This is a genomic window from Lysinibacillus sp. NPDC093712 (assembly GCF_050280025.1).
Classification (GTDB): Bacteria; Bacillota; Bacilli; order Bacillales_A; family Planococcaceae; genus Lysinibacillus.
The window spans coordinates 589393-611422 of sequence record NZ_JBNNUU010000001.1 but is presented as its reverse complement, the minus strand read 5'-3'; the positions used below and the strand labels follow the sequence as shown (position 1 = coordinate 611422).

Genomic DNA, 22030 nt, shown 5'->3' with positions numbered 1-22030 from the left:
CGTAAGCCGCAGGAGTCGCCGCCTCTGCTACTAACAACTATAAAAGAATCACGTTTCTTTCTATATCAAGACAACAAAAAGAGCATCTAAGTTTAGATGCTCTTGCGAATATTTTTTATGCTTCTATTGCTGACGTGATTCCGTCATTTGCTTCCATACAGAGCCTTTTGCCTCTTCACCTTGTTCAATACGAGCGATGGCCATTTTCACTTGAAGCTTCACTTCAAACTCTTTATCTTCTTCAGCTGCCTTTAACGCTTGTAATGATTGCTCTGTCCCTACTTCATACAAATACATCGCTGCGCGCCAACGAACAAGCTTATTTTTATCTTGCAATGCTTGTTGCATAGCCTCTTCAAATTCTACCAAGCCTAGGTCACTCATACAGTCTCCCGCAGTACGGCGCACGGCTGCACTTTTATCGTGTAATGCTTTTTCCAAATACGGAACAACTGCTACATCTTCAATCATGCCTAAGTAAACTGTTGCCAGGCGACGAATAGACATTTGTTCATCTTGCAGCGCTAAATCTAAAAGTGGCAGGTCATCTAGCTCTGGATCCGCCATTTGGTCAAGTAATTGGAACCGTTTTTCCCATTCTGGCTGTTGGAACTGCTCCACCGTTATTTTTAGTTTAGCAGGCTTTTGGTAAACCTTTTCTGTATCATTAATCGTTGCCACAATGTCTGCTAAACGTTGTGCCGAATAAGTTACATCAATTTCCTGTTTGACCGCTTCAGCAATTTCCTCAAGCTCGCCATAACGAACACCGTAATCAATCCATTTACGTTGGAAGATATAGTTTTCATCGACATCTGTTTCAATAATTTTATTGAAGGCATCGACAAAGCGTTCACCACAGCTTACACGGTATTCGCGTTGATTATCGAATACCTTTACTTGCAGTGGGACCTGCTTGTAAAACTGTACATGGACATAAACTTCACCGTAAAATTCATTGGCAATTTGTATATCACTAGCTTCCGTTACATCCTCGCCTAATACTTGTCGAATGCTCGATAAAATACTTTCCCATGCGTATTTTGCATTACGCTCAACTGCAAAGAAATCAGCTACATGATAAACACCTTTAACCCCCTCAATGGCTAAAATAGCTGCCGCTTCACCAGTAGCTTCGTCTTTATTGTCCTTTGTAAAGTTAAAACTTTTGCCAAACGGTAACTCTGTATCGACGATAATCTTCATAGAATTGGGACTTGGTGTCGGCTCAATTGTAAGTATTTTCATGTTATACGCTCCTTATCCGTTTACGATTTCATCTAAGTACGACCATCTTTCTATTAAATGCTCATAATGGGCATTCAACTCATCTAGTTTAGCCGTTAACTCCTGTAATTTAGTAAAGTCAGCACCAGCGCTTGCAATACCTTCTTCAGTTTCCATAATTGAAGTCTCTGTTTTTTCTATATCATCTGCAATGGTTTCCCATTCTTTTTGTTCTTTAAATGATAGTTTTTTCTTATCTGATTTTGGCTTCTCGACTTTCTGCTTGTCGGCTTTCGGTGCTTCCACCTTCACAGACGTTTCCTGCTCCCGCTTCTGTAAATAATCACTATAAATATCAAGTGACTCATCTACATGTCCTTGTCCGTCTAAAACCCATAGTTTTTTGGCAATACGATCGAGGAAGAAGCGATCGTGGGAAATAGTAATAACGACACCTGGGAAATGTTCGATAAAGTCCTCTAATACCCCAAGTGTTTCAATATCTAAGTCATTGGTTGGCTCATCCAGTAATAGCACATTCGGTTGCTCCATTAATAGTTTTAATAAGTGCAGACGCTTGCGTTCCCCACCTGATAACTTACCAATCGGCGTACCGTGTGCATGTAGCGGAAATAAAAAACGCTCCAACATTTGCGCAGCAGAATAGCGTACACCTTCTGCATCTGTAATATCATTTGACGCTTCACGAATATATTCAATCATGCGCTCATTTTCATTCATCTTCGGTAACGTTTGTTTAAAATGTGCAAGTTTTACGGTAGAACCGACATGAATTTCGCCTTTGTCTGGCGACAGTTCACCAGCAAGCATGTTGAGTAAAGTTGACTTTCCAACGCCATTGGCACCAATTATACCGATTCGATCGCCCTGTTGTAGTAAAAACGTAAAATGCTCTACTATTTTTTGCGTACCGAAAGCCTTTGATATATTTTCAGCCTCTAATACTTTTCGCCCTAGTCGCGTCGTTGCTAAGCCCAGTTCAAGAGAAACATCATCTGACTTGCGCTCTAAGTTATCTTCTAGCTGTTCGAAGCGCTGAATACGTGCCTTTTGCTTTGTTGAACGTGCTTTCGCACCACGGCGAATCCATTTTAACTCTGAACGATAACGATTGCGATCTTTTTGGGCTGAAGCAGCAGCCATTTCCTCGCGAATTGCACGAGCCTCTAAAAAGTCTCCATAATTCCCTATATGGCGATACAGCGTTTGGTCTGCTATTTCGTAAATATGTGTCGACAATTCATCTAAGAAATAACGATCATGGGTAATGAAAATAACAGCTCCCTTTAAGCGTAACACCATTTCCTGTAGCCATTCTGTTGACTGAACATCTAAATGGTTGGTCGGCTCATCTAATAAATAAAGGTCTGCTGGTTCAATTAATACTTTCGCTAAAGCGACACGTTTTTGTTGGCCACCAGAAAGGGTTAACACTTCCTTATCAAACATTTCAATGCCTAGCTTTGTCAGCGCAGTTTTAGCAAGTGCATTGACATCCCAAGCTTGCTCCTCGTCCATGCGCTGCTGTAAGCTAAACAATGATTTTTGTAAGCTTTCTGATGTTGGATTTAACGCGAGCGCTGCAACAATTTCTTCATATTGACGGTTAAGTTGTAAAACGGGAGAATCACCGGCAAACACTGCTTGGAGTACCGTTTCGCCACTATTAAATGTAGGTTCTTGCGGTAAATAAGCAACACGATATTTATTTGGGCGATCAATCTCTATTGCATCCGCTTCGATTTGACCGGCTAAAATTGATAGCAATGTTGATTTCCCTGTTCCGTTTATGCCAATTAGACCTGCACGTTCCCCTTCGTATATTGTAAATTCAATATTTTGAAAGAGCGTTTTATCGCCCACTGTCTTCGTTAAATTTTGTACGATTAAATGACTCATTATGCTTTTCCATCTCTTTCATTTTGTAATTGCTCTAAAAAGCATACCATAAATTGATGGCGTTCATTAGCCATTTGCTTGCCTTTATCAGTCGTCATTAAATCTTTTAATAATAAAAGCTTTTCGTAAAAATGGGTAACGGACGATGTATTTTTACTACGATAATCTTCCTCAGACATTGTCGTTCTTGCTTCCTCTGTGTCATCATATAATTTCCGACCTTTGGCACCACCATAAGCAAATGTCCGCGCAATTCCAATCGCTCCAATTGCATCTAAACGATCAGCATCACGTACAATTTTCGCTTCAATAGAAGTTGCCTCTAGCTCATTTCCTCCATTAAATGACACTTGTGCGATACAATCACGAATATGTTGTTTTTTAGCTTCACTTATTTTCAATTCATTAATCAACCGGTCTTCTTGCTCTTTACTATCTGTATACTTTTTATCACTTACATCGTGCAAAAGCACCGCCATTTTCACAACGTCTGCATCTGCTTTAGGCTCTGTATGTAAAATCGCTAACGCATTTTGATAAACGCGCTCAATATGTTGAAAGTCATGACTCGCATCAAATTGCTCATATATGCTACGTACCTTATTCTTTAACTCATTCATATTATTAATCAGTCCTTTCTCTTTGCCTATTATACTGTATTGCTATGGGAAGTTGGTAACGATGTCGCCTTTTATATAGGAAAAACAAATAAAAAACACATATCAATTGACTAATTATTCAGAATATTGTAGTATAAATATACAGAACAAACTTTATTGTTCTGTAAGCTCACAATTTGCGTAATGTACAAAAGCTATGTGTTTTTACAGTTTTAAATAACTTCAGCGGGTATACAATTAAATATTGTTTTACAAAGAAATGCGTATAGTGTAACCGATCATCTTCAATAAAAGTGAACACTTTCCCTAAAATTTCAAGTTTGTTAACCCGCATAGTGGAAGTACAATACAAAAATGTGAACAACGAGTTAGCTTTGTTTTCGCGTCCGCGAAGGCTTTGACCAAATGTAGCAAGGCTTTATGGATTTATCATTAAACGATGTTACCTTCTACAATGCTTTTACCGTATATGTTTGAACGTAACTTTTCCATTTAATGATTAATGTATAACCAACTATGCGAGCATTTTGCGAAAAGCCGCTTCATTAGAGTCGCGTTAACAATATTCGATAATTCATTTCGACAATGAAAGTTCATTTAAGCCATAAGTAAGAAATACGTTATGAAGGAAGTAGGAAAGAAATTGATCGTATGTAATACCCTCCCGCTGAAGGAACAATAAAAGCTGCCCATCTCGATGAGATGTTGGCAGCTTTTATGAATTAGGTTGCTTTCTTGCTATTTTAGCATTTTTCTTTTTACAAACCCTTACCAATAACCGTATCAATTTCCTGTAATAGCTTGGCATTTTTCATCGTTGAGCTTAAATTTAAATGGCTTTGATCAACTTGAATAACAGCTATATGCATGCCTTCTTTAATGTTTGCACTTGGTACAGGTTCCATCCCTTCAATATCAAATGTCATTATTAAATCTGGAAATCTCGATTGGATGGTCCCTGCCTTTGATAATGTCATATATTCATTCCAGAAAGTTAATTCAACATCCTCAACAGTTAAGCTACCGACATCAAAGCCATTCTCCTTTATCAAAGAAAAATCCTTTACTACTCCAGATACGATATGCTCGCCATTTAACAGTTGAATAATATTATCTAATTTTTCATCCATTGTTCGCCCACCTAGGAAGCTATATCCCAGCTCAATCGCGGCAGATATTGCATTTGGTGCACCATGTTCCTTCAAATAGCCTATTGTTACTGGATTACGTGTCACCGCTACCATTCCTCCAGCTAGAATAGAAGCGTGACGAACTGTTTTGGCAGTGTTTTGTAAATTTCCTTCAGCAAAGCCTTGGATAGCGTAATCATTTTTTCCACCTGCATAAAATTGAACAGATTGATAATCTTGTTGCTCATGTAAGTTTAAAGAACCCATTATGCCAGTCGGATGAGCCCGTCCATTACAAGGGGCATCAACGACCGGTACGCTCAGTAATACCGATTGTAACCAACCATTGATTGTCGTTATGGCACCATTTTCATTCGTGATAATTCCTTTTAATCGATGATCCATATACGCTTTCATATGTTGATAGCTCCAGCATAGCTGTTCATTGGATACATATTGTTCTTCCGCTGAAGGTGCGCCAACCATTGCGACGCAGGCTACTAAATCTTCATGGTTTAATGCCGTTAGATCGATAAGTTGAGGGTTTCCAGCAGCGAAAATTTCCTCCACTAACTTTAAGCCTTCCCCTAGGAGGCCGCCACCGCCGCCTCCTAGGATTGCACCTCCATAAACAGCGGCTAAACCATCCTCATACGTTAACACCTTTACCATCTGCACTTACCCCTTTCTATTTTCCTATTTTCAGAACGGAAGAAAAGAAGCTATATAAAGCGTCTCCAGCAATAACACCTGCTGCAAAAACAGTCATTTCAGATTCTCTCTTACCTTTTGTCATATAAGTGAAAATAACACGAAGTAAAATACCTACTAACACTGCCCAACCAGCTATAGGATTGATTAGTAATAAACCAGTCGCAAACAGAATACCCATTTGTCTCTTTGAACCGCCAATTAATTGAATCAATGCCCCAGGAATCGCCCAGATCAATAGCTGTTTCGCTACGTCTCCAGTCACTCCGGATTGGATAGTGGCTGCATATACATGGTTAACAGGTGCTACTAAACCCTGTGCAAAATACGATTGATATGAAAGTAAAACTACAACTGCAGAAATTGAAAATGCTAGCATCCCAGCAATCATTTGCTGTTTACGCCCTTCTTTTTCTAATACAGGATCACTGCCATTTCCACGTAAAATAAAACCTGTTTTCAAGTCATAACCCATATCTGCAAATGCTACCCCTGTTGCCGCACTAAAACCAGCTAACAAAGCAAGAGCAGGTGCCGGGAAACCAATTAATATTCCGACAATTAGTGTGATAAACGCTACTGCAAATGCAGGGAACCAGCCTGCATGCATTGCAGCAATCCCAACGATAAGTTCGTGAACAAATGCTGCAATTGTTGCGAAAATGATAAAGCCGATTAGCATTCCAAAAGACATATGTGAAATCATACCACCTATTAGAGCAATTAATAATGCAATCGCTAAATAAGCAATAAAACCTACACCAAAACCTTGTCGAATTTCTTTTTGGTCTTTTGAATAGATTAATTCTTCTGACTCTTTTGTTGATCTTTTACTTAACAAAGTAAAAGCAACCTGGATAAGGGCTACAATGCCCGCTCCAATCATAATGCCATGCGGAATATAATATTCATTCAAATCAACATTAAATAATTGAACAGAATAACCTCTCAGTAAAAGACCAATTCCAAACATAGTAAGCGCCCAAATATTTCCGATAAAAGCTACCCCAAAAGCTGACATTGGAATTTTAAGAACAGACCCCACAATACCGATTAACACACCGCCAATTAAAACCTTTGCATTTTTACCGCCTTTATCGCCAGCTTTAATAGCTTCTGCTGTTGCAATCCCCGGTGGCCAGGTACCTGTTGCTGGGAAAATCTTAGTATCAAAAAATTTATATAATAATAAAGCATCCACAAACATCGCTAATATAACACCAATAAACAATGGCAAAACTAAATTTTCATAACCTAAAACATATGGAATACCAATTGGCAACATTAAACTACTCGCTGCACTAAATGTAGCCGATGATATTGCTGTCTGTATAATATTTTGTCTATGCACGGATTTGAATGCAATTAGTTTGCCAATTGGAATTCTTCCTAAAATCATCGCAAATATAGCCCCAATGATGGATGTATTAGCAGAAATCCCTAAAGTCGTAATCAGCTGCATCCCAATAATTGCCCCTACCACAGATGTTAAGACAATCATTAGTAAAGTGACAGGCTCCAAAGCCCGCGGATGTAATACTTTATTATTCATAGTGTCAGGTCCCCTATTGTAGTTATAGTTTAGATATGTGAGATTGAATTTGATGCGCAATTTTCACTAACTGTTCAAGCATGTATTTCTCCCTTTGATTGTCAATGTCATATACTAATCCAGAAATTGTTAGAGATGCCATGATTTCTTTCTTATAATTGAATAATGGTACACTTATACCAAAAGCATGTTCATTGTACTCCCCGACAGTAACACACCACTTATTTTGTCGTATGGTTTGTAACTCCTCTTGTAAATTATCAAGAAGCTTTTTATGCTCCTCTTCAGACTGCTTTTCATGAAAATAGGCCAACACTTCAAGCTGTCGTTCTTTGTCTAAATAGGCAAACATAACTTTACAAGAAGCACCAATATAAAGCGGTGTTTTTGTACCTAAGGACACCGCATATTTTATATTTTTACTACTTTCAGCAATTTTTGTTGTAACACCATACTCATTATCCATATAAGTTAGAAAGACTGATTCATTGATTTCACTTGCAAGACTTTGCATCAATTCATAAATTGTAAAGTGAGGGTCACTTGTATTGGAGAGCGTGTCATGAAATATAAACATTTTATAACCTAATTTATATTTTTTTGTAGCTTCATCCTGTAATAAATACCCTGCTTCAGTAAATGTATTGATCGTTCTTTGCACAACACTTGTATGCAGTTTTGTCATGCGTGCAATTTCACGTACACCTAATGCGCTTTCTGTAGTTGCAAAGCATTCTAGTATATCCAATGAATTTTTTAATGTCTTGACAGTCATTTATATATTTCTCCTTTTATGCGTTTTGGTAACCGTAACGTTTTTCAGCTACCTCTAAAGAAATATATCCATTTATTAGATCTTTTTCAATTGCTTTCGTACTTCTATCTTGTGGATTGCCATAGCCACCCCCTGTTGCTGTGACAAGTTCAATACGATCTCCTTTCTGTAATTCATAATTGGCGAGTACTCCTACTGGTCCCACCTTTGTACCATCTTGTTTATGAATAATCAGATAGTTATGCGAGCCTTCCTCACCATTATTTAAGCCAAATGGTGCAAATTTATGTCTACCTAAGTTGACAGAAACCTTCTGGCTATCATGATTAACGGTATAAACTCGGCGTACACCTAAGCCACCTCTATATTGCCCTGCACCAGCACCATCGCAATTTAAGCTATATTCATCAATCTGAATACCGTATTTGGTCTCTGCAATTTCAACAGGAAGATTATATGTTTCTCCATCTCCCATACAATATTGCCCACTTTGGCCATCGTCATCATTTGATGCTCCCCAGCCACCTACTGATGGCTCAACAATTAAGAATGATTCATTATTTTCAGGATTTTTGCCTGTTAAAATAAATGTACAAACCGACTGTAAATGCCCTGCTGATAATCTTTCAGGTAAATGAGGTGCAAGTGCCTTCCAAATTAAGTCTGCTGCTCCAATACGTGCCTCAAAGTTCATCGAAACAGGATGTGGACGCTTCGCTGATACAATTGAATTATCATCGGTAAGAATTGTTAAGCGTGTAAAGACACCTTCATTAATCACATCAATATCTCCAAGTAATGCTAAGAACATTACACGAACACTAGCCATTAAGCCAAATTGTGAACAGTTTACTGGCACATTCACAGCAGGGTGTGAGCCTCTAAAGTCACAAATAAATTCTTCATCGCTAATCGTTACTTTCACTTGAATTGGATAAGGTCCTCCTTTTAATGGATCGCCTTCAATAAAGTCTTCTGCATAAAATTCACCTTTTGGTAGATGCTGAAGCTCAAGCTCTACAATTTTTTCACCCTTGTCCAATAATTTTTGAATGGACAACTTCACCGATTCAGCACCAAATTTCCGACAAAGCTCTGCAATCCTTTTCTCACCTGTTTTCAAGGCTGCTACTTGCGCTAACATATCCCCAATAGATAGCTCTGGTAGACGAACATTTGTAGATATGATTTCATAAATGCCTTCATTGAGCTCGCCCTTTTGATAAAGCTTTACACCAGGTAGCTGAAGGCCTTCCTGATAGATTTCATTCGAATTACTTGTAAATGAACCAGGGTCCATCCCACCTACTTCGGTCCAATGTGCTTTATTTGCAGAATAAGCAATAATTTCTCCATTGTCGAAAATCGGTAAAACTAATCCTACATCTGATAAATGCGAGCCTCCCCCAACATAAGGGTCATTTATAATGATGACATCACCTTCGTTTAATTTTCTCCCATTGTCATATTTTTCTATGACATGTTGAACCATTGGACTCAACATTCCAATAAAACTTGTCACACCATTACCTTGGCTAATCAAATTACCATTGGCATCAGTTAAACCACAGGCATAATCTAAAACCTCATAGATAACAGGGCTCATCGATGAGCGTGCTAATGCAACAAACATCTCATCTCCAATGGCCAGCAATGAATCCTGAATAATTTCTATAGCAAAAACATCTTTTTTCATGTATTATTTCCCCTCCATCTCTACAATTAGATTGCCGTATTTATCTATTTCAATAGATTGCTTTTCATTTATCACAACTGTAGATGTAGGACTTTCCACAATAGCAGGACCTGCAATAACATAGCCAGGTACTAACTTTTGTTGATCGTATACGTTAACCTCTACCCAGCCTGTTTCTTTGACGTATAGATTTCGTGTTGCTTTTATACATGTAGAAGCATCAATATGTGAGAAATCTAACTCCTTAAACTGGACCGCTTCATCTTTTCCATAAATCGTAAGATGTAAATTTACTAGCTCTATTGAAGTCTCTCGTAAGTCAAAAGCGAACTCCTGTTTATGTTTGATATGGAAAGCTTCTGCTAATTGAGCTAGCTCTTTTTCATGAAGCGAAATATTTGATGCATTCAATTTAACTGCATGCTCTTGACCTTTATAGCGCAAATCATAATTAATCTCGAAATAATAATGCTCCTTCGATAAAGGTGCATCCGCATAAGCATTTTCAATAGCCTCATCAATATTTTTTTGAATGGCAGTTAAATGATGATCATCAAAATTCATTAAGCTGGTTTGAATATAATCTTGTCGATATTCTGTCATCATCATCCCTAATGCTGAAAAGACTGATGACCCATAGGGAATAATAACTTTCTTCATGCCCAGTTCTTCAGCTAAATCAATCGCATGTAGTGGACCACCGCCACCAAAGGCAACCATTGTAAAATCCTCAGGGTCATAGCCTTTACGAATTGAAATGAGCTTAAGAGCATTTAGCATATTAGAGTTGGCAATATCTATAATTCCTTGCGCTGCTTCTTCTGCTGTCACATTAAACGGTTTCGCGATTGCTTCACTAAGTGCTTCCTCGACTTTGTCAATAGACACTGGATTATCAAAGTTTTCTAATGATAATCTCCCTAAATAGACATTTGCATCTGTAATTGTTGGCTGCTTATTGCCTAAGCCATAAGCAACAGGACCTGGATTGGCACCAGCAGAATCTGGTCCAACTTTTAAGGAGCCGAATGGATCGACGCGTGCGATGGAACCACCACCATTACCGATTTCAACAATATCTACAACAGGTGTTTTAATTGGATAGCCTGCAAACTTTTCATTTCTTTCAATATAGTAATCTGTTGTAACATTTACTTTTCCTTCCGTAATGAGTGAACATTTTGCTGTCGTTCCGCCAACATCAAAGGCAATTATATTTGATTCATTTAACAGCTCTCCTAGTTTTGCGGCACCAAACATTCCCGCTACAGGACCAGATTCAACTAAATTAATTGGCAATTCCATCGCTTTATCAAAGCTTGTCGTTCCACCGTTTGATTGCATTATTTTCAAATGATCTGTTATACCAATCGAGCTTAATTTTTCCTTTAGGTTTTTTAAATAAGCGTGTGCAATTGGTTTTACATATGAATTTAAAACAGTAGTATTTGTTCTTTCATATTCTCGATATTCTTTAATCGTTTCGCTTGAAAGTGTGATGTACACCTCTGGCCAAAGCTTTTCAATTTCTTCTTTTAGCTGTAATTCATGAATTGGATTTTTATAGCCATGGATCAATGAAATAGCAATAGCCTCTACACCTAATTCCTTGAATTTTCTAACAATTTCTGCAACTTCATCGGTATTAAGCGCTTTCATAATATTTCCTTTAAAATCGATGCGCTCATCAATTTCTTGTCGTAAGTATCGCTCTACAAAAGGTTCTGGTTTTTTATATTTAAAATTATAAAGGTCTGGACGATTACCACGAGCAATCTCTAATACATCACGGAAGCCTTTCGTTGTAATCAGCCCGACTACGCCCCCTTTTCTTTCCGTCAATGTATTAATAATGACCGTTGAACCATGAATAAATGATTCAATCAATGAATCTTCCGTAACGTGTCGCCCTAATACATTTAAAATACCGTCCTCAAAATGACCTGGAGTCGTATGTCCCTTGTCAAAATGAAGATTTCCCATCTCATCTGTGTAAACTAGGTCAGTAAATGTACCGCCGATATCTGTTGCAATTTTCAAGTCTTCATCCCTCCTCGTTCCTATAATCGGAACACTGTTCCGATTAACAATTAAGTAAATTATATTTAAAAGAAAAAGAAAATTCAATGTATTTTATAAATAAAAATTCATTTGACAATTAAATTTATGGTAAAAACCCTCATTTTCTTACCATTTTTAGGTTATCATTTATAAAAATAACCAAATATTACATTTCATAAATTCACTTTTATTTGTTATAAAAACACAAAAAGACCCTGGTTATACACCAGAGCCCTAATCAACATAATTATCAAAAAACCATATCCTCTATAGGAGAGGATCATTACAAATAAAAAGCCTTTTAGAAAATATAAGTTTATTGGAAAACGTTTATGAATTATCTATCGCCGTACTTCTTCTATGTTCCCTGTTTATCGTAAGACTTCTAGAAAGATAAAGCGAGAAAGAAAGCTTTCTGTTTTTATGGCTAACTAGTTTTTTACTTAGTAAATATGATGCCGATCTACTTTAACTTTTTTTAAAATATTAAAGCTGCCCTTTCTGACTAAAAAGGAGCAGCCTTTAATATTATATATTATTTAGAACAAGCCTACCGCATGTCCTTCACTATCGACATCCATACGTAAGGCAGCTGGCTGTTTTGGTAACCCAGGCATTGTCATAATATCACCTGTCAGACAAACTAAGAAGCCTGCACCAAGCTTTGGAATGACTTCACGAATCGTTACTGTAAATCCTTCTGGACGACCAAGTAACGTTGGTTGATCAGATAACGAATATTGTGTTTTTGCCATACAAATCGGCAGAACATCCCAGCCGAATTTTTCGATTTGCACGATTTGCTTTTTCGCTTGGTCTGTAAATTGGACATCTTTCCCACCATAGACCTTTTGAACAATTGTACGAACTTTTTCTTCAATCGATTCTGCTACATCGTATAAAGGGGAGAAATTATTTTCTTCATCAAGGACAGAGAGTACTTGCTCTGCTAAAGCTAAACCGCCTTTGCCGCCCTCTTCCCAGACATTTGTACGGGCAATGCGAACATTATTTTCTTGACACCAATTTAACACTGATTCTAGTTCCGCCTCTGTATCTGTAATAAAACGGTTTAATGCGATAATTGGCTCTACACCGAATGTGCGAATCGTTTCCACGTGTTTGGCTAAGTTTTCAATGCCTTGTAACAGCGCAGGCACGTTTTCTCCAACGAGAGCCGTTTTTGCTACACCACCATGCATTTTCAATGCACGAATCGTTGCCACAATCACTACGGCACTCGGTTTGAAGCCTGCCTTACGTGCTTTAATGTTCATGAACTTTTCAGCACCTAAATCTGAACCGAAGCCCGCTTCTGTTACGACGATATCCGCTAGCTTACGTGCTGTTTGTGTCGCCATAATTGAGTTACAGCCGTGTGCAATATTGGCAAATGGACCGCCATGAATAATAGCAGGTGTCCCTTCTAATGTTTGCACTAAGTTTGGTTTGAACGCATCTTTTAGTAGTAAAGTTAGCGCGCCTTCTACTTGTAAATCACGCACAAATACCGGCTCACGATTATACGTATAACCGATGACGATGCTTGCTAAACGCTCACGTAAATCGTCTATGCTTGTCGCTAAACAGAATACGGCCATTATTTCAGAGGCAACTGTAATATCAAAGCCATCCTCACGTGGCATTCCTTGCACAGGACCACCAAGACCGATAACCACTTTTCTTAGAGCACGGTCATTTAAGTCCATTACTCGCTTCCAAATGATACGGCGAGGATCAATGTTTAATGCATTACCTTGGTGGATATGATTATCTATAAAGGCTGATAACGCATTGTTGGCTGTTGTGATGGCATGCAAGTCGCCAGTGAAATGCAAGTTAATATCTTCCATTGGTACAACTTGAGCATATCCACCACCTGTCGCGCCTCCTTTTACACCCATTACCGGGCCAAGGGAAGGCTCACGCAATGCGACAACTACATTTTTCTTTAATTGATGAAGTGCATCTGCCAACCCAACCGTTACTGTTGATTTTCCTTCACCAGCTGGAGTTGGACTTATCGCTGTCACTAACACGACCTTCGCATCCTCGCCCTGTGCTGTAATTTTTATAGGATCTATTTTTGCCTTGTAGCGGCCATATTGTTCTAGTGCATCTTCTGGAATACCTGCCGCTTTTGCTATATCTATAATAGGCTTCATAACCGCTTGACTAGCGATTTCTAAATCTGATAAAGGATGATTTCTCGTTGTCATTTGGCACCCTACTTTCTATATTATTTAACTCCATTATAGACTTTATTGAGAAAGAAAACACAGTTAGTTACGCAATATTTCGACAATCAATTGACAACTGTAATCAATTCATGTATGTTCTAAGAGAAAATGCAATTTTTTCATTTTTTATCAATTATGCCACGTGTTAATTGATAGTATTTTACATTCGAGCGCATTGGAGGCGAATGCTTATGCAACAAGGAATCGTAAAGTGGTTCAATAACGAAAAAGGTTATGGCTTTATTGAATGTGATGATGGAGAAGATGTATTTGTACATTTTACGGGCATACAAGAGGAAGGCTTCCGTACACTTGAAGAAGGACAGAAGGTTTCATTTGATGTAGTGGAAGGCAATCGTGGTCCTCAAGCGTCAAATGTTGTGAAATTATAAGCGACAAGGAGCTGTTCATTTGATGAACAGCTCCTTCTTTGTTTTTTTGTAACTATGGGTTAAGCCAATAAAATGCTCCTGGAGAAATTAAAGTTTCCTTCGTCCGATCTGTATCTCTCAACGTAACACCGAACGGCCCTTCACATTTTCGACCAAGCATCATTTTTGTTGCGGCAGCTTCTTCGTAAAAATCTAAACGAATATTAGGCAAATGTAATGAAACAAATTCCGAGTGAACTTCAGGCTCTGATAATTGTAATACTTCTTGCCATATCTTTGCAGTTGCCCTCGCATCTTGGACATAAAACTGTACTGACTCCATCGAAATATTTTGTGTTGTTTTTAGAGCGCCACTTGCCTCTAATTGTGCGTAACGCTCCTCATCCCCATCAGCCCATTCAATAAAAAATGGAAAATCGATTACTTGCTCTTGTTTCCCGAAATGTAATAGTTTCCATTCAACAACTGATCCATCAGGTCGTGTTCGACTACAAGCATCTGGTCCATAAACTTCTAAGCCAAGCGCACGTAAACGCTGTGCCTCTGCTTCTATTTTTGTAGTGCGTAAAGCAATTCTAGAAAAACCATAGCGCTCATTGTCCTGTTTAAAAGTATAATGTAAGGAATACGGTAATTTCGCCGCTTCCTCAAATAGCGCATGATCATAAACCGCTATTTGTTCAATATAGCTTAACCCAAAATAGCTTAATGTGTTATACGTTCCCCACATTGTGTGCTGACCACCATTTACGGTATGGATATGACGTTTATTTAAAAAGACTTTCATATTTTCCGGTGATTGAACTTGATGAACGATATGATCAAAATACAAAGTCATTCTTCTTCCCCCTTTTTGTCCTTTCATTATATACTTTACCTGTTAGTTTTCTAGGTTTAAATTAAAATTAGGAATATTCAAATAATTAAAGGTGTTAAATTGGGTATTTAGAAGAGTAGAGGTACATCACAACTATAAATCGTTATGTATATTGTTATAAACTATTTTATTCACTATCACTTTTTAAATTATTAAAAATGCTGAGCATGAATGTTAAACCTGCAACTATTTCAATGAAATAGGAACTTATGACTTTACTAAACAATATACCACCTATGGGTAAAGATAATGGCAAAATTGTAGCGATTGGCAGAAATATTGAAAAGAGAAAACACGGAATGAACACGCAAATAAGTAAAGGCAGATTTATATTAATGGTCCATTTTTTTATAAAAATAAGTGATAAATAGACACCCAACATAAAGAGAGTAATAAAATTAGTCCAAAAAATAGGAGTTATACTAAATGTTGAATCTGACATAACTCTAATTTCATTTTTAATCTCATAACTGATAATTGTTAATAAAAATAAACCTATAACCCAAATTAATTTCCATAAATAAGGTGACCATTTTTTCATAAAAAACCCCCTCCTTAGCCTCTTAGAAGTTTCATTTATTATTATTAATACGTCCCAAAATTCAAATAGTTCCAAAATGGTCCGTATATTATAAATTATCTGCTTTCAAATGAACATCAACACGTTTTGAATTGCTGATTTTTATCCTTTTGACTTTAGTAAGTCTTTTACAATACGGACAATTTACGTGCTGCCCCTCTTCTTTTCCTTGGGGGCAGCATGTAATACAAAAAAGTTTCATACATAGGAAAAAGGGTAATTTATTGATAAATAAATTAAACAGAATCAGCTAGAGTTTATAAGGAGCGTTTTCTGTAATCGTTTTTTCGACTTTTAGATGCTCCTTTTTATAATCAAAATATTGATAGAACAGACATTCTTCATTTTGTCTTTTGTTAATATGCTTTTTTGGACAAACCAATTTTTTTAAGAAGAGCTAGCGGTCAGAAAGGATAAGAAAATGAAAAAAATTTTTTATGTAGGCCTAATCATCCTTAATTTTTGCCTATTTACCACAACGAAGGAAGTAGAGGCACAGGAAAATCACGAAACGGATCGAAAGGTCATCCTTATCTCATTTGACGGAATGAAAAATGACTATACTAAAAAATATGTGCAAGAGAATAAATTACCTCATATCAAACAGATGCTAGAAAATGGCGTTACTGCCGAAAAACCTGTTACGATTACCCCTTCTCTTACTGCGCCTTCACATGCAGCAATAGCAACAGGGGCTACACCGAAACAAACTGGCATCGTAAGTAATCATTTTCACGAACCAAACACAGCTTTAGATAATGAAGAAAGCGGTTTTCAGGCAAAAAGCGAAGTACCTCCTTTATGGGTAGAAGCTCAAAAACAAGGGAAAACAACGGCCACCATCGCTTTTCCTGGTGCTAATCCCAAAGTGGAAAAACAAGGCGATTATTCAATATATTTTGGAGAAACTTGGTCTCCAAGTAAGTTGGAATCGTTAACCTTTAAGAAAACTACTGAATGGGTTCAATCCCCTAAAAGCTTCAGTCCTTTAAAGGAAGCGAAATTCTCCATTAAAATGAAAGATGAAAAAGATCGTCTCCTCCACATTTTGGCGATTGACTCAACGGATGATCAAACTGAAAACTATGACACGTTTATATTATCTGAAGATAAAAAAGTAGATTCTGAGGACGCTATTGTGAAAGGAAACAAATGGGAGTCACTCCCAATTCAAATAAAAGATCATCAATCTGCGGGGTTTTGGTTCAAAATGAGAGTAGATAACGAAAATCTTAGCAGTCCTGTAAAGTTGTACCGGACAGCTGTAACTTCTAGTCGAATTAGTGGTCCTAAAGGATTTGCCGAAGATATTGAGAAGGAATTTGGATTTTATCCAGCACAAGATGATGATAGTGCCTTTGAGAAAGGATGGATTACAAGAAAGGAATATGAGGAGATTAGTAAACGACATATCATGTGGGTCACAAAAGTTTCGCTTTATGTAAAACAGCAATACAATCCTGATTTGCTAATGTTTTATACACCACATATTGATCATGAACAACATAAGTATTTATTAATAGACCCTCGTCAGCCAGACTATTCAGATGAAAAGTCAAAAAAATATATGAGCTATATCGAGTGGTCGTACCGATTAGCCGACGAAGTAGTTGGTGAAACATTGAATTCCCTAAAAGACAATGATTATTTGTTTGTCGTCTCAGATCATGGAATGGAACCTGCCCATTCTACTCTTTCGCCTAACAAAGTACTGCAAGATGCAGGGTTATTAGCGGTCGATCAACACGATAAAAATAAAATTAATTATGCAGAATCAAAAGCATACGCCATTCCAAGTGGATCAGCAGCAAATGTATACATTAACCTACAAAACCGTGAAAAAGGCGGAATTGTCCCTCAAGAAGAATATAATCATGTCCGTGACCAAATCATCCAAGCTTTTAAAGAGGTCGAAGTTACATATAACAAAGGAGCAATGATTCGATATGAAATGAAAAAAATGAAGTCTGCTATACAAACGGACAATTATTCGTTAGCTACTGTTCAACAGCATGTCAAAAATATTTGGAGCCATCTGTTAGAACCAAGAATCCATCCTTATGAAAGTGTATTGAAAAATGAAAATATAACGCTTTTGGAACATCAAAATGCAGGCGATGTCGTATTAATAGGTGCACCTGGCTATGTTATTGGTAGCGACATTGAAGAAAATGTAACGCCTCCAATTGAATTAGGGACACATGGAGGGGATGCAAACAGAAGCATGCTTAGACCTATTTTTATCGCGACTGGAGCAGAATTTTCAAAAGGGAAAGAAATAAAATCCACATCTAATTTAGATATAGCACCGACGATTTACGATTTACTAGGGTTAGAAATACCTTCATTTGTAGAAGGCAAAATCATTGAAGGGATTTTTAAAGATCAAAACAGTGAGGAACATTCGGAATGATTAAACGTTCGCTCAACATCTGCCTTTAATATCCTCTATGTGTTGCTCTTTCTGCAGGCACATTGTTGCTGCAACCCTCGCTAACGCGAAAGAATAGAAGCGCATTTCAGATAGATATGAGTGTATTCCCAATGAAAATTCCTTTTGATAATAGACATAGAAAAACACCCTTTAGAAAATATCTTCTAAAGGGTGTTTCGTTGTAACTTTAATTCAATTCTACATCATCTGTCATACCTTGAAACTGTAAAGCACGATATAAAAATGCAACAAACTGCGCTCTTGTGACAGGTTCATTTGGGTAGAATCTTCCATTATCACCAAGCGTAATACCTTCACGCTTAAGCACGGAAATATAGCCTGCACTCCAATGTGTACTAGCGACATCTGCAAATGAACTTGTTCCTTCTGGCGTTAAACCAAGTACCCCAACAAGCACTTTCGCTAACTGCGCACGGGTCATATTTTCTGTTGGGCGGAAAGCGCCATTTGTGCCATCAATTATTCCTGCTTTTTGTAAAGCTCCTATCGCCTCATAATAAGGATGTGTTGACGGCACATCCGAAAAAACCTTCGTTGTTCGTACTTGTTCAAACGAAAATGCTCTTGTCAGTAGTGCTGCCACATGCATACGGCTAATCGGTGTATTTGGACGGAAAGTGCCATCCTCAAAGCCTTGGATAATACCTTGTGCCGTCAGTTTCTCAATCATCTCTTTTGCCCAATGCCCATCTAAATCACTAAACGTTACGATTGGCTTTGGTGTTTGTGGCTCTTGTGGTGGTTTAGGTTCTTCTACAGGGAATGCCGTCCATTTGGCATAGAGCGAAATATTTTCTCGCACAATCGTTTCCTCACGCCACTGCTTTGTCAGTGCTTCATCTTGATACCATCCAGAAAAGCGATAGCCTTCTTTTGTTGGGACAGGTAAATCACTAACTTTTGTATTGGCGGTAATTTCAATTGGCTTCATAACTGTTCCACCATTGGTATACAAGGAGATTTTCACCTTTGCTGGTGGCGAATTGTCTTGGTCGTTTGTTACAGGTGGAGTTGTCGAATTACCTCCTCCTCCTGTTGTTGGCGGATTCGCTAGCCATTGGGCATAAAGCGTAACATTTGCTTTACCCATTTTGAATGTTACTTTTTCAGCATAGGCTGTCCCTTTACCATCTGCTTGAGTGCTCCACCCCTTGAACGAATAGTTTGTTCTGAAAAGTAGACCACTATTGCCTTGCACCGTTACGTTGTCATTTTCTTCGTACGATTTACTATCCTGTGGCACAGTACCACCTGTTGCCCCATTTTTATCATATATGACGGTATAAGTTGGATTCGATGTCCACTTTGCGTACAACGTTATTGCTTCTGTTACGACATCTGTTGCAAAATCCCATCCCTCTGTTAATGCAGTATCTTTATGCCAGCCTCCAAACATATATCCTAGTTTGGATGGTATTATCGGTTTCGGAATTTTTCCATTATACGCTACATTATCTGGTGCAACATATGTGCCACCATTTGAGTTAAAAGTTATTGTATAACTATTGGCTATCCATTTAGCGTAAAGCGTTGTATCGCCAGCCACTACATCTGTCATAAAGTCCCACTCTGTTGTGAAGCTGGCATCTTTATACCAACCTGTAAACGTATGTCCTATTTTGGTCGGGGATGCCGGTTTTACTAATTTGTCTTGATAATTAATAGTAATGTCACTTATTGCACTTCCGCCGTTAGTGTCAAATCCTACTGTATATTGTTTTGGCAAAAGTGTGACGGCGGTGCTTGTTAGCGACGCTACTCCAGTGGCATCAAAAGCCAACTGTGCTCCAGTCACTTCATATGAATTACTTGCACCTAAATTAGAGAAGCTGACAATTCCAGCGTTAGCTGTAACGTTTAAGTCCCCCGTTAATGTCCATGCTCCTGTATCTTTCTTCGTCACGGAAACAATCTTCGTACTATCATTCACACTTACATTCTCATAAACATCGTATAGCGTTAGTACCGGCTGTTGAGCAAATGGCCCACCATTTATAGTTGGCGGAACAATATCTGTTGTCAACTTCATCGTAGCTGTGGTTCCAGCCTCCGGAGTAATCGTTAACAAATTGGCTGTTGGTGTGCTAACACCTGCTACTTCAAGTTGAATTGACTGCGTTGTTGCTGCATTCAACTTCAATTTTGAAATTGCTACTCCGTTTATAAATTGTATATTGACCGTCTGACTTATTGGTGTCAGTGGTACCCCACCGAAACTACCTATGGAACCGTTTGGAGCTTGTTTGTAGCCACTAATTATCACAGTTTTTACTCCATTAAACGAAGTGTCTGTATTACCTAATGCATTCATGACAGAAATCTTGATGCTATTATCATTTCCAACTATGGGAGTAAGCGATTCTACTGAAGCACTTACTGCTTGTGCAGGCTGAGGATCAAATTGCACACTGGTCTTTGCTGCTAAAGTTTGGCCATCAACACTTGCACCGATTGTAGCAGTGCCAACTGTCGTTGGGGCAGTTAAAGTTGCAGTATACATACCGTTGTTATGGTCTGCTACAGTGCTTAACGTTCCTAAAGTGGATGACATTTCTACTGCCGCTCCTCCAGCCTTAATTTCGTGATTTTGAGCATCCTTCAATTTCACAGTCACCATTGTCTGACTTGTTCCATCTGCTAACAAGGAACTATTGGTAACAGCAATCGTACTGTTCTGTGCTGACGGAGGACCTGATACAAATTGTACGCTAGTCGTTGCTGCCATAGCTCTACCACCAATACTTGCACTGATTATAGCTGTACCGATAACCGTTGAAGTAGTTAAGGTCGCAGAATATGTACCATCGTTATTGTCTTTGACAGCACTTACCGTTCCTAGTGTTGACGAAATAGTCACTGTCTCTCCACCTGTTAGTACATCATTGCCTTGGACATTTTTTAATTTGACAGTCACTGACGTATGACTTATACCATCTGCTTCAAGACTAGGATTACTTACAAACACTTCACTCTCGATTGGAGATATCGAATAGTCTAGAATCATATAAGTGTTGAAAGTAAAATCGAAACCAGCGGCTGAGGATGATCCTCTTGGATATGGATTATTAGGACTCACAGACCAACCAAAGCCAGCCGTCGATCCACCGTTTTCAGTGGAAAGCACCATGCGATACATCTTTTCCCTTATCAAGTAAGGTGATAGATTAGAAAAATCAATAGAAGTCCAGCCTGAGCCGAATGATGCCAACTGTGTTGAAGCAACTGGAGTTGACAAATCATCTTCTTTATAAATACTTGCTATGAGTGCGCCAGTTGAACTATAACTACCAGCTATATTAATGTCAATTTTGCTAAGATTTCCAGAAACCGCTGGAGTAAACGTCTGATATCTCGGATTATCCTTATTTACAAAGATGTTACCATTTAGAATCATCTGAGATTGATCTAAAATAGGTGAACCTGCCGCTTTAACACTACCCCCAGGTGATATAACACAACAACTCATAAATAATAAAAATATCGCGACCCACAGTTTTATTTTTTTCATTCATTACCTCCACTCTTCATAAATGTTAATCGTAATGCTAATTGAATGAAATAACTAGCATTACCCCATTTGGATAGTTTTCACATACTGAACTTCATCAATTCAACTGCAACTCTTTTAATGACCACCTCACTAGTTTAGAAACAGGCTAGAACGTTAGCTGGCTCCCTTTCTCTTTTTCTATATAGCAGCAATCTCCACTAAGTAGGTAATTCAATTACATACTAATTAATTGTACTTTAGATAAAAAGTGGATGATACTAACAAATGTTAATGATGCAAAAAT

General features: G+C 38.0%; 14 protein-coding genes. 2 read left to right on the top strand and 12 right to left on the bottom strand.

The window, feature by feature from the left end; genetic code table 11:
* Positions 1–123: 123 nt before the first annotated feature.
* The 9 genes from ACQKNX_RS03120 to ACQKNX_RS03080 all read right to left on the bottom strand — a co-directional run bounded on the left by ACQKNX_RS03120 (position 124) and on the right by ACQKNX_RS03080 (position 13911).
* Entirely contained in the window at positions 124–1248 is a 1125-nt protein-coding gene (locus tag ACQKNX_RS03120) for a conserved virulence factor C family protein (RefSeq protein WP_427427522.1), read from the bottom strand.
* A 12-nt stretch (positions 1249–1260) separates the two neighbouring features.
* Positions 1261–3147: an ABC-F family ATP-binding cassette domain-containing protein gene (locus tag ACQKNX_RS03115; protein ID WP_427427521.1), complete on the bottom strand. Its 1887-nt coding sequence runs from the start codon at positions 3145–3147 to the stop codon at positions 1261–1263.
* Positions 3147–3767, bottom strand: a complete 621-nt coding sequence (locus tag ACQKNX_RS03110; RefSeq protein ID WP_427427520.1) for an HD domain-containing protein — start codon at positions 3765–3767, stop codon at positions 3147–3149. Before ACQKNX_RS03110 ends, ACQKNX_RS03115 begins: the two co-directional genes overlap by 1 nt.
* Positions 3768–4525: 758 nt before the next feature.
* A complete protein-coding gene (locus tag ACQKNX_RS03105) occupies positions 4526–5569 on the bottom strand; it encodes a DUF917 family protein (RefSeq protein ID WP_427427519.1) in 1044 nt (347 codons plus the stop codon).
* Between the two features lie 16 nt (positions 5570–5585).
* Positions 5586–7160, bottom strand: coding sequence for an OPT/YSL family transporter (locus ACQKNX_RS03100; RefSeq protein WP_427427518.1), 1575 nt, complete (start codon positions 7158–7160; stop codon positions 5586–5588).
* A gap of 22 nt (positions 7161–7182) precedes the next feature.
* Positions 7183–7935 (bottom strand): IclR family transcriptional regulator, encoded by a 753-nt coding sequence (locus tag ACQKNX_RS03095; RefSeq protein WP_427427517.1) that lies wholly within the window; start codon positions 7933–7935, stop codon positions 7183–7185.
* 16 nt (positions 7936–7951) lie between these two features.
* Complete coding sequence (locus ACQKNX_RS03090) at positions 7952–9631, bottom strand: hydantoinase B/oxoprolinase family protein (RefSeq protein WP_427427516.1); 1680 nt, start codon at positions 9629–9631, stop codon at positions 7952–7954.
* A gap of 3 nt (positions 9632–9634) precedes the next feature.
* Entirely contained in the window at positions 9635–11671 is a 2037-nt protein-coding gene (locus ACQKNX_RS03085; protein WP_427427515.1) for a hydantoinase/oxoprolinase family protein, read from the bottom strand.
* Positions 11672–12231: 560 nt separating this feature from the next.
* The gene (locus tag ACQKNX_RS03080; protein ID WP_427427514.1) at positions 12232–13911 is read right to left on the bottom strand and encodes a formate--tetrahydrofolate ligase; all 1680 of its coding nucleotides are present in this window, start codon (positions 13909–13911) and stop codon (positions 12232–12234) included.
* A gap of 212 nt (positions 13912–14123) precedes the next feature.
* Between ACQKNX_RS03080 and ACQKNX_RS03075 the strand changes: the two genes are divergently transcribed.
* Entirely contained in the window at positions 14124–14324 is a 201-nt protein-coding gene (locus tag ACQKNX_RS03075; protein ID WP_004269397.1) for a cold-shock protein, read from the top strand.
* A 52-nt stretch (positions 14325–14376) separates the two neighbouring features.
* On the opposite strand, the gene ACQKNX_RS03070 is transcribed toward ACQKNX_RS03075, so the two are convergent.
* Positions 14377–15162 carry a VOC family protein gene (locus tag ACQKNX_RS03070; RefSeq protein ID WP_427427513.1) on the bottom strand — a complete coding sequence of 262 codons (786 nt, stop codon included), beginning with the start codon at positions 15160–15162 and terminating at the stop codon, positions 14377–14379.
* A 166-nt stretch (positions 15163–15328) separates the two neighbouring features.
* Positions 15329–15742: a hypothetical protein gene (locus ACQKNX_RS03065; RefSeq protein ID WP_427427512.1), complete on the bottom strand. Its 414-nt coding sequence runs from the start codon at positions 15740–15742 to the stop codon at positions 15329–15331.
* 460 nt (positions 15743–16202) lie between these two features.
* Here ACQKNX_RS03065 and ACQKNX_RS03060 point away from each other — a divergent pair, with 460 nt between their 5' ends.
* Positions 16203–18194, top strand: a complete 1992-nt coding sequence (locus ACQKNX_RS03060; RefSeq protein ID WP_427427511.1) for an alkaline phosphatase family protein — start codon at positions 16203–16205, stop codon at positions 18192–18194.
* 208 nt (positions 18195–18402) lie between these two features.
* Here ACQKNX_RS03060 and ACQKNX_RS03055 read toward each other — a convergent pair whose 3' ends face one another.
* Positions 18403–21744, bottom strand: coding sequence for an InlB B-repeat-containing protein (locus tag ACQKNX_RS03055; protein ID WP_427427510.1), 3342 nt, complete (start codon positions 21742–21744; stop codon positions 18403–18405).
* Between the last annotated feature and the right edge of the window lie 286 nt (positions 21745–22030).

What these genes read in the sequence shown, in the direction of transcription:
- ACQKNX_RS03120 (WP_427427522.1), bottom strand. Translation starts at nt 1,248, where the DNA reads ATGAAAATACTTACAATTGAGCCGACACCAAGTCCCAATTCTATGAAG.
- ACQKNX_RS03115 (WP_427427521.1), bottom strand. Translation starts at nt 3,147, where the DNA reads ATGAGTCATTTAATCGTACAAAATTTAACGAAGACAGTGGGCGATAAA.
- ACQKNX_RS03110 (WP_427427520.1), bottom strand. Translation starts at nt 3,767, where the DNA reads ATGAATGAGTTAAAGAATAAGGTACGTAGCATATATGAGCAATTTGAT.
- ACQKNX_RS03105 (WP_427427519.1), bottom strand. Translation starts at nt 5,569, where the DNA reads ATGGTAAAGGTGTTAACGTATGAGGATGGTTTAGCCGCTGTTTATGGA.
- ACQKNX_RS03100 (WP_427427518.1), bottom strand. Translation starts at nt 7,160, where the DNA reads ATGAATAATAAAGTATTACATCCGCGGGCTTTGGAGCCTGTCACTTTA.
- ACQKNX_RS03095 (WP_427427517.1), bottom strand. Translation starts at nt 7,935, where the DNA reads ATGACTGTCAAGACATTAAAAAATTCATTGGATATACTAGAATGCTTT.
- ACQKNX_RS03090 (WP_427427516.1), bottom strand. Translation starts at nt 9,631, where the DNA reads ATGAAAAAAGATGTTTTTGCTATAGAAATTATTCAGGATTCATTGCTG.
- ACQKNX_RS03080 (WP_427427514.1), bottom strand. Translation starts at nt 13,911, where the DNA reads ATGACAACGAGAAATCATCCTTTATCAGATTTAGAAATCGCTAGTCAA.
- ACQKNX_RS03075 (WP_004269397.1), top strand. Translation starts at nt 14,124, where the DNA reads ATGCAACAAGGAATCGTAAAGTGGTTCAATAACGAAAAAGGTTATGGC.
- ACQKNX_RS03070 (WP_427427513.1), bottom strand. Translation starts at nt 15,162, where the DNA reads ATGACTTTGTATTTTGATCATATCGTTCATCAAGTTCAATCACCGGAA.
- ACQKNX_RS03065 (WP_427427512.1), bottom strand. Translation starts at nt 15,742, where the DNA reads ATGAAAAAATGGTCACCTTATTTATGGAAATTAATTTGGGTTATAGGT.
- ACQKNX_RS03060 (WP_427427511.1), top strand. Translation starts at nt 16,203, where the DNA reads ATGAAAAAAATTTTTTATGTAGGCCTAATCATCCTTAATTTTTGCCTA.
- ACQKNX_RS03055 (WP_427427510.1), bottom strand. Translation starts at nt 21,744, where the DNA reads ATGAAAAAAATAAAACTGTGGGTCGCGATATTTTTATTATTTATGAGT.